This is a genomic window from Streptomyces sp. NPDC079141 (assembly GCF_040686775.1).
Classification (GTDB): Bacteria; Actinomycetota; Actinomycetes; order Streptomycetales; family Streptomycetaceae; genus Streptomyces.
This window is the reverse complement of the sequence record NZ_JBFBLP010000003.1, coordinates 955,562-963,955: the sequence shown is the minus strand read 5'-3', so window position 1 is coordinate 963,955 and position 8,394 is coordinate 955,562. Positions and strand designations below refer to the sequence as shown.

Genomic DNA, 8,394 nt, shown 5'->3' with positions numbered 1-8,394 from the left:
AGCATGTCCCAGGTCTTCCTCGCCATCCTCCTCATCCTCCTCGTCGGCATCGCCATCGACCTCCTCCTGTTCAGCCCCCTCGAACGCCGCGTCCTGCGCAGCCGCGGCCTGCTGACGAAGAGCTGAACAGGAGGATCGAGCCGGTGCTCAGCCAGTGACCGGATCGAGGACCACGAAGTCCGCGTTCGACGGGTCGACGCACACGGCGAGGCGGCCGACGCCCTCCGCGTCGTCCGGTCCCATCTGCACGCTGCCGCCGCTCTTGGTGACCTGGGCGACGGCGGCGTCGCAGTCGGTGACGTTGAAGACCGGGTGCCAGTACGGCCGCCCGTTCGCCAGGGCGAGGTTCTCCTTGGGAAGTTCCATGAGGCCGCCCTGCATCCGCTCCTCGGGAAGTCCGGCGGGGGTGATGAGGGCGTACGTGCCCCCGCCGCCCGGCAGCTCCATGTCGCTGAACTGCCAGCCGAACACGCCGCCGTAGAACTCCTTCGCGGCCGCGGCGTCGGTCGTGTACAGCTCGGTCCAGGACAGTGAGCCCGGCTGGTCCACGAGTTCGACGCCCTTGTTCGTGCCCGGCTGCCAGACGGCGAACTGGCCTCCCAGTGGGTCGCTGTACTGCGCCATCCGGCCCCACTCGTCGAGGTCCATCGGCGCCACCCGTACCGTGCCGCCCGCGCGCTCGACCGCCTGGGTCGTGGCGTCCACGTCGGCGACGCTGTAGTAGATCATCCAGGCGGAGCGGGCCCCCTCCTCGGTGAGCTTGCCGAGTCCGGCGACGATCTTGCCGTCCTTCCGGAACATCCCGCCTTCCATCTCCTCCCCCTCGCCCATGGACTCGTAGTCCCAGCCGAGGACCGCGCCGTAGAAGGCCGCGGCGGCGCCGACGTCGGGGGCTCCGAGGTCGAGCCAGCAAGGCGAGCCGGGGACGTAGTCGGTGGTGATCACGGTGATTCCCTTCCGCAGGTGCTGTGTCAATTCAGCGTGGCACCCGGCACTGACAATCGCCCGGCCAGTCCGGTCGCGCGCCGCACACCCCGGGGCGACAACGCGGCTGGCGCATATGCACCTTGGGTGACGGACTGATGTGCGACGATCCCGGCGGAGCCGTCGGATGTGGGGGGGCACATGGGCACGATGCACGCGGACGAAGTGGAGACCGACGCCGACCTGGTGCGGCGGCTGCTGCGCGCCCAGTTCCCCCAGTGGGCGGACCTTCCGATCACCCGTCTGGCCTCCGGCGGCACGGTCAACGCGATCTACCGGCTCGGCGAGGAGCTGACCGTCCGGCTGCCGCTGCAACCGGGCGGCGCCGAGGCCGTCGCGCTGGAGGCACGGCTGCTGCCTCGGCTGGCCCCGCTGCTGCCGCTGCGGATTCCGGAGGTGGTGGCGACCGGCGCCCCGGGCGAGGGGTACCCGCTGGCGTGGTCCGTGCACCGGTGGATCGAGGGACGCAATCCGGTCGAGGGTGACCTGGCCGAGCCCGAGCTCGTCGCCCGCGATCTGGCGGAGTTCGCGGTCGCCTTCCGCAAGATCGATCTTCCCGGTGGTCCGCCCGCCCACCGGAGCGGGGCGCTGAGGTCCGAGGACCAGGAGACGCGGGCGGCGATCGAGGCGCTGCGCCGCACCGACGAACCCTTCGACGCCGACGAGATCACCGCCGCCTGGGAGGAGGCGCTCGCGGCGCCACCGTGGACGGGCCCGGCCTGCTGGACGCACTCCGACCTGATGCCCAGCAACGTGGTGCTCTCCGGCGCCCGTGTCTCGGCCGTCATCGACTTCGGCACCGTGGGCATGGGCGAACCGGCCACCGATCTCATCCCGGCCTGGAACCTGCTGCCCGCGTCGGCACGGCGGGTGTACCGCGAGGCGGCGGACGTGGACGACGCCACGTGGGCGCGCAGCCGGGGCTGGGCGCTGTCCATGGCGGTCATCCAGCTGCCGTACTACCGGAGGACCAACCCGGTGATCTCGGCCAACGCCAGGTACGTCATCCGGGAGATCCTCGCTGCCTACGACTAGGACGGCACAGAGTCGCTGTACTCCACGTCCTGCGCCACCTGTGCCGACTCTCGCTTTTCGGTCCCGCGGCGGCCGGGCAGGACCGCGAGGACGATCAGCGTTCCGGCAGCCATGATGATCCCGCCGACCAGGCTGGTCGTGGCGACGCTGTGCGCGAAGGCCTCGGACACGGCGTCTGCCAGGGCCTGCGCCTGCTGGGGGCTGCCGGTCGGGGTCGTGGCGATCTGCTCGGCGACCGCGAGGCCGCCGCCCACCGAGTCCTTGGCGGTCTCCAGCGCCTCGGCCGGGAGCCGGCCGCCGACCAGGTCGGTCAGCTTGTCCTGGTAGGCGGTGCCGAGCAGGGAGCCGAGGATCGCGATGCCGAGTGAGCCGCCCAGTTCCATGGAGGTGTCGTTGGCGCCGCCGCCGACGCCCAGCTCGGCCTCGGGGAAGGAGCCCATGATGGTGTCGGTGGCCGGGGACACACTCAGGCCGATCGCGAAGCCCAGCAGCGCCATGGGCGCCAGGAAGTCGGCGTACGTGGAGCCCGCGTCGACCTGGGTGAGCAGGAAGACGCCCACGGTGCCGATCACCATGCCGGTGACGATCATCGCCTTCACCCCCAGCTTCGGGGTCAGCCTGCCGGTGACGGCGGCGCCGACGAAGACGGCACCGGCCAGCGGCAGCAGCCGTACGCCGGTCTCCAGCGGGCTGTAGCCGAGGATGAACTGGAGGTACTGGGTGGAGTAGTAGATCGCGCCGAAGGTGCCGAAGAAGAAGAACAGCACCGCGAGCATGGAGCCGCTGAAGGGGCGCAGCCCGAACTTGCGCACGTCGAGCATGGGGTGCGGGTGGCGCAGTTCCCAGGCGACGAAGGCGACCAGGCCGAGACCGGCGACGACGGCCGCGGTGATGGGACCGGCGCCCCAGCCGAAGTGCGGGCCCTCGATGGTCGCGTAGACCAGGGAGCCGACGGAGACCATGGACAGCAGGCCGCCCACGTAGTCGATGCGGCCCATCCCTTCGGCCCTGGACGGCGGGATCAGGAGCAGGGCGCCGATGACGGCGACGACGGCGATGGGCACGTTGATCAGGAAGGTCGAGCCCCAGGCGTGGTCCTCCAGCAGCCAGCCGGCGACCAGCGGGCCGACGGCGATGGCCAGGCCCGAGGTGGCGGTCCAGGCGGTGATGGCCCGTGCCCGCTCTCGCCTGGGGAAGGTCGCGACGAGCAGGGACAGCGTGGCCGGCATGACCACCGCCGCGCCCACGCCCATGATCGCCCGGGCGGCGATGACCAGGACGGTCTCGTCGACCAGGCTGCCCATCACCGAGCCGCCCGCGAAGATCAGCAGGCCCGTGACGAGCGCGCCGCGGCGGCTGTACTTGTCGCCGATCGAGCCGAGCACCAGCATCAGCGCGGCGTAGGGGACGGTGTAGCCGTCGATGACCCATTGCAGGTCGCTGCTGGACAGGCCCAGGTCCTGGGTCATGTCCGGCGCGGCCACGATCAGCGACGTGTTCGCCATGACGACGATCAGCAGGCTGAGGCAGAGCACGATCAGGGCCCACCAGCGCCGGGCGTACGGCCCGGTCATCCTGTCGACGGGTGTGTTGACGATCAACGGCATGGGGGCTCCCGGGGCAGAGTTAATTGCACATCGATGGGTAAAGACTAATTTGCTGCTCACCGATGTGCAAATATCGCCATGGTCGTCCGCGCCCAGCCCCCTCCCTCAAGGAGCCCTCATGCACGAGAACGCCACGCTGTACCGATCGCCCGCTCACCGATGGCGGCGCCGGCCGGTCGTCGTCGCGGGTGCCGTGCTGCTCGCGACGGCCGTCCCGCTGACCCTCGACCGCGTGGCGGCGGCGCGTGCGGAGGCGCACACCGCCGACGCGTTCCAGAAGGGGATGGGCACACCCGAGCCGCCCGAGGTCCATGTGCGCGGGTTTCCGGCGCTCACCCAGGTGGCCTCCGGCACCCTGCGCCAGGTGGACATCACCGCCCACGACATACCCGCCGACGGGGACACGCGCCCGCTGCCGGTGACCGAACTCGACCTGCAGCTGAGTGAGTTGACGAAGTCGGACGACGACAGTGAGGCGCGGGCCCGCTCCGCCGAGGCGATCGCCCACCTGTCCTATCGGGACCTGTCGGACGCGCTCGGCCTGGAGGTCTCACGGGGCGAGGACCCCGGCCGGTTCGGCGCGAGCGTCCTCATTCCCCTCAGCGGCGAGGTCACCGTGACGACGGCCGTCTCGGCGGCTTCCGGCAACCGCGTCGCCTTCGACGACTTCGAGGTCACGGGCGGCGTGCTGCCCGCCGTCGGCCGGGCAGCACTGGAGAGGGTCTTTCAGCAACCGATCCAGTTGCAGGGCATCCCCGAGGGCCTCCGCCTGCGCTCGGTCACGGCCACGGCGAACGGCGTCGACGCCCGCTTCTCGGGCGAGTCGGTGACCTTCCGGCCATACAGCGAGTCGGTGACCTTCCGGCCGTCCCGGGACGCCTGAGAACGAGCGACGGCTCAGCCGTCGGCGGAAGTCTGCGCCGCGAAGGCGGAGGCGACGTCGTCGACCACGGCACGTGCCTGCTTCTCCGGCACACCGGCCGCGATGAGCAGGACCGCGGCGGTCCGCGTCCCGTCGTCCTCCAGTGCGCCGGCGTTGACCTCCTCCAGGAGGGCGACCGTCATGGCCTCCAGCCCGGCGCTGAGTACCGCGGGCGGCAGTTGGGCGTGGAAGACGTTCTCGTTTCGGCCCCGCTCCAGGATGGCCGTGACCGCTTCGCGGGCCGGCTTGAGAACCTCGGCGACGCGCTCGCCGCCCAGGTCCCGGTGGGCGAGCGCCAGGAGCATCCGGTAGCGGTCGCCCACGGGCCACATCGACAACGTGAAGTGCGCGAGCGCCCGCTCGGCCGGCGCCGTCGGCTGCACTCCCGTCGCCACCGCCTCACGCAGGGCTTCGGAGGCCTCCTCGGCCAGCGCCTCCAACAGCGCCGCCCGTCCGGGGAAGTGGCCGAAGAGGGTGCGCCGTACGACGCCGGAGGCCCGTGCCAGCTCCTCCAGGGTGATGTCGGGGTTCCGTCCGAGCTCCTGGCGCGCCGTGGCCAGGATGCGCGCCCGGTTGGACCGCGCGTTGCGTCGCTGCGGTACGCGGGCTGCGGGCTTGGACACGGAGAACCTCGGTGAGGAGCGGGCGAAAGGTCACTCTCATTCTGACACGGGACCACTGGTCATGATCCGGGCGGCGCCATGCGCGCCCCTCAGCCCAACGGCTTGTGCAGCACCGCCTTGCGGTGGCTGAACGTCGCGATGGAGTAGCGGCCGTGGTAGTTGCCCATGCCGCTCTCCCCCACGCCGCCGAACGGCAGGTCGGAGACGGTGAGGTGGGCGAGGGGCAGGCCGTGGCCGAGGCCGCCGGAGGAGGTTTCGGCGGCGATGCGGCTACGGGTGTCGTCCGACTCGGAGAAGACGTACAGCGCAAGGGGTTTGTCGCGGTCGTTGATGAAGCCGATCGCGTCGTCGAGGCCGGGCACGGTGACGATCGGCAGGATCGGCCCGAAGATCTCCTCCTGCATGACGGGCGACTTGGGGTCGACGTCGGCGAGCACGGTCGGGGCGATGTACTTCGCGGTACGGTCGCTGTCGCCGCCCACGACGACCCGGCCGGAGTCCAGGAGCGCGGCCAGTCGGTCGAAGTGCCGTTCGTTGACGATCCGGCCGTATTCGGCCGAAGCCGCGGGGTCGGTGCCGTAGAGCGCTTCTACGGCGCGGGCGAGCGCCGGTTCCAGGGCCGCGGCGGTGTCGGGGTCGGTGAGGACGTAGTCGGGGGCGACGCAGGTCTGTCCGGCGTTGAGGAACTTGCCGCGGGCCAGCCGGTCGGCGACGACGGCGAGATCGGCGTCGCGGTCGACGAACGCCGGTGACTTGCCGCCGAGTTCGAGGGTGACCGGGGTGAGGTGCTCGGCGGCGGCGCGCATCACGATACGGCCGACCGTGCCGTTGCCGGTGTAGAAGATGTGGTCGAAGCGCTCGGCCAGCAGGGCAGTGGTCTCCGGGACGCCGCCCTCCACGACGGCGACCGCCTCGGGGTCCAGATACGTCCGCAGCAGCCTGGCGAGTACGGCCGAGGTGGCCGGGGCCAGCTCGCTGGGCTTGGCGACGACCGCGTTGCCGGCGGCGAGGGCGCCGACGATCGGGGCCAGCAGGAGCTGGGCGGGGTAGTTCCAGGGGGCGATGACGAGGACGACGCCGAGCGGGTCGTACTGCGTCCACGCGCTCGCGTCGGCGCCGAGATGGGTCGGGACGGGGGCGGGCTCGGGGCGCAGCCAGTCGTCGAGGTGCTCCAGCGTGTGGTCGATCTCGCGGACGGTGAAGCCGATCTCGGTGCGCTCGGCCTCCGCGGCGCTCTTGCCCAGGTCGGCGTGGAGGGCCGCGGCCAGCTCCGGGCCGTTCTCGGTGAGCATCGCGCGCAGTCGGCGCAGCTGGGCGGTGCGCCACTCGACGGGCTTGGTGCGGCCGGTGCGGAAGGCGGCGCGCAGACGCGCCACGGTGTCGGCGGGGTGGTTCACGGTGCCTCGCTGGGGGTGCGCGGGCCTTGCGGTCCGCTGCGTCGACGATCGGATGTATATAGCAACCTTTTGGGTGACCCCCGCATTCCGGCGGACCGGCAACTACTTTCCGCTATGTGTGCGTCACGCGCGCGTCGAGCGTGTGCGTCAGCCGGTCCAGCAGCGTGCGCAGCAGTTCGCCGTCGCCGTCGGCGAGCACGGGCCAGTCCGCGCGGACCGCGCGGTCGACGCGGCGCCAGTACTCCTGGCCGCGCGGGGTGAGATGGGCGAGGATGCGGCGACGGTCGAGGGGGTCGACCCGGCGGTGGACGAGGTTCTGGTCGACGAGATGGTCGACGAGTTTGGTCAGCGTCGGCGGCGGCAGGAAGGCGGCCTCGGCGATCGAGGTCATGTGGTGTCCCTGGCCGTCGGAGAGCAGCGCCAGCACCCGCCAGGCGTCCAGCGAGCAGCCCTCCTCGTCCAGCACGGCCTGGAGCCGGCGCGCGGCCGTCCGCTCGGCCCGCGTGAGGAGCTGCATCAGGTCGTGGGGCCGGGATGAGGTGGGCATCGCGCTCCTAGGTCACGGGTGCGTACATCGTATGAGACGGACTGGAGTTCACCGGGTGGACCCGAAATCATGACGCCATGTTCCGGCACAGTCCCGCTGCCCCCGAGTGGTTCACGGCCGACGCCTCCGTGCTCGGTGTGGCGCTCGTGTTCCCCATGCAGGGGCCTGCGGGGATGTTCGGGCCGACGTGCGAACTGTGTGCGCGGCTGGCCGCGGAGGAGGTGAACCGGGCGGGCGGGGTGCTCGGCCGGGAGGTACGGCTGCTGCCCGTCGACGGCGGTGCCTCGCCGCGTGACATCGCCGAGCACGTCGAGGCGTTGGTGGACCTGGGGGTCGTGCAGGGCGTCACGGGCTGGCACATCTCCTCGGTCCGGCAGGCGCTGGCGCCGAGAATCGCGCATCGGGTGCCGTACGTCTACACCGCCCTGTACGAGGGCGGCGAGCACACGGCCGGGGTGTTCCTGACGAGCGAGACACCTCAGGACCAGCTCCGGCCCGCGATGGGGCTGCTGGCGCACGAGCGCAAAGTGCGGCGCTGGTTCGTCGTCGGCAACGACTACGTGTGGCCGCGGCGTACGGCGCGGGCGGCGCAGGAATACGCGCGCGAGTCCGGCGGAGTGGTCAACGGGGAGGCCTATCTCCCGCTGGGCACCCACGACTTCGAGCCCGTGCTGCGGCGCATCGAGCGTTCGGACGCCGACGCCGTGCTGATGCTGCTGGTCGGCAGCGACGCGGTGCGCTTCAACCGGGCGTTCGCCGCCTACGGCCTGGACGTGCGCTGTCTCAGGCTGAGCACGCTGATGGACGAGAACATGCTGATGGCGAGCGGCCCTTCGGCCACCCACGACCTCTACAGCACCGCCGGATTCTTCGCCTCGCTGGCCAACCAGGACACGCTCGACTTCCACGGTCAGTACGCGGCCCGGTACGGCATCGAGGCGCCCGCGCTGGGCAGTCTCGGCGAGTCCTGTTACGAGGGCGTGCTGTTGCTGGCCGCGCTTCTGAAGCGGGCCGGGACGCTGGACGTGGCGGCGATCGGGGCGGCGGCCGGTGCGGTGTCGTACGAAGGCCCGCGCGGGCTGCTGCATCTGAGGGACAGTCATGTACGCCAGCGGATCTACCTGGCCCGCGCCGACGGGCTGGACTTCGACGTGCTCACGGAGCTGGATCTTCACGGCTCCCGCTCTTGACATGCCCCGGCACCGCCAAGATACTTCCTGTGGAAAGTAACTAGAATGCCTCGGGCGAATTGTGAATCGGTATGGGAAATACCTTTCAC

General features: G+C 71.1%; 8 protein-coding genes and 1 pseudogene. 4 read left to right on the top strand and 5 right to left on the bottom strand.

Annotated elements, in window-relative coordinates:
- A pseudogene (locus AB0Q90_RS14125) lies at positions 1-126 on the top strand (ABC transporter permease); the annotation flags it as partial.
- A gap of 21 nt (positions 127-147) precedes the next feature.
- Here AB0Q90_RS14125 and AB0Q90_RS14120 read toward each other — a convergent pair.
- Positions 148-945 carry a VOC family protein gene (locus AB0Q90_RS14120; protein ID WP_363162093.1) on the bottom strand — a complete coding sequence of 266 codons (798 nt, stop codon included), beginning with the start codon at positions 943-945 and terminating at the stop codon, positions 148-150.
- Positions 946-1,134: 189 nt separating this feature from the next.
- On the opposite strand from AB0Q90_RS14120, the gene AB0Q90_RS14115 reads away from it, so the two are divergent.
- Positions 1,135-2,019 carry an aminoglycoside phosphotransferase family protein gene (locus AB0Q90_RS14115; RefSeq protein ID WP_363162099.1) on the top strand — a complete coding sequence of 295 codons (885 nt, stop codon included), beginning with the start codon at positions 1,135-1,137 and terminating at the stop codon, positions 2,017-2,019.
- Here the strand turns inward: AB0Q90_RS14115 and AB0Q90_RS14110 are convergent.
- Positions 2,016-3,626 (bottom strand): MFS transporter, encoded by a 1,611-nt coding sequence (locus AB0Q90_RS14110; protein ID WP_363162092.1) that lies wholly within the window; start codon positions 3,624-3,626, stop codon positions 2,016-2,018. The genes AB0Q90_RS14115 and AB0Q90_RS14110 overlap by 4 nt on opposite strands.
- Before the next feature lie 118 nt (positions 3,627-3,744).
- Here AB0Q90_RS14110 and AB0Q90_RS14105 point away from each other — a divergent pair, with 118 nt between their 5' ends.
- On the top strand, positions 3,745-4,509 hold the full coding sequence (locus AB0Q90_RS14105) for a DUF2993 domain-containing protein (RefSeq protein ID WP_363162091.1): 765 nt from the start codon (positions 3,745-3,747) through the stop codon (positions 4,507-4,509).
- Between the two features lie 14 nt (positions 4,510-4,523).
- On the opposite strand, the gene AB0Q90_RS14100 is transcribed toward AB0Q90_RS14105, so the two are convergent.
- The 3 genes from AB0Q90_RS14100 to AB0Q90_RS14090 form a co-directional block, all read right to left on the bottom strand.
- Positions 4,524-5,171 carry a TetR family transcriptional regulator gene (locus AB0Q90_RS14100; RefSeq protein ID WP_363162090.1) on the bottom strand — a complete coding sequence of 216 codons (648 nt, stop codon included), beginning with the start codon at positions 5,169-5,171 and terminating at the stop codon, positions 4,524-4,526.
- Between the two features lie 89 nt (positions 5,172-5,260).
- Positions 5,261-6,670 (bottom strand): aldehyde dehydrogenase family protein, encoded by a 1,410-nt coding sequence (locus AB0Q90_RS14095; RefSeq protein WP_363162089.1) that lies wholly within the window; start codon positions 6,668-6,670, stop codon positions 5,261-5,263.
- 10 nt (positions 6,671-6,680) lie between these two features.
- Positions 6,681-7,115: a MarR family transcriptional regulator gene (locus AB0Q90_RS14090; protein WP_363162088.1), complete on the bottom strand. Its 435-nt coding sequence runs from the start codon at positions 7,113-7,115 to the stop codon at positions 6,681-6,683.
- 77 nt (positions 7,116-7,192) lie between these two features.
- Here AB0Q90_RS14090 and AB0Q90_RS14085 point away from each other — a divergent pair, with 77 nt between their 5' ends.
- On the top strand, positions 7,193-8,305 hold the full coding sequence (locus AB0Q90_RS14085; RefSeq protein WP_363162087.1) for a substrate-binding domain-containing protein: 1,113 nt from the start codon (positions 7,193-7,195) through the stop codon (positions 8,303-8,305).
- Positions 8,306-8,394 lie beyond the last annotated feature (89 nt).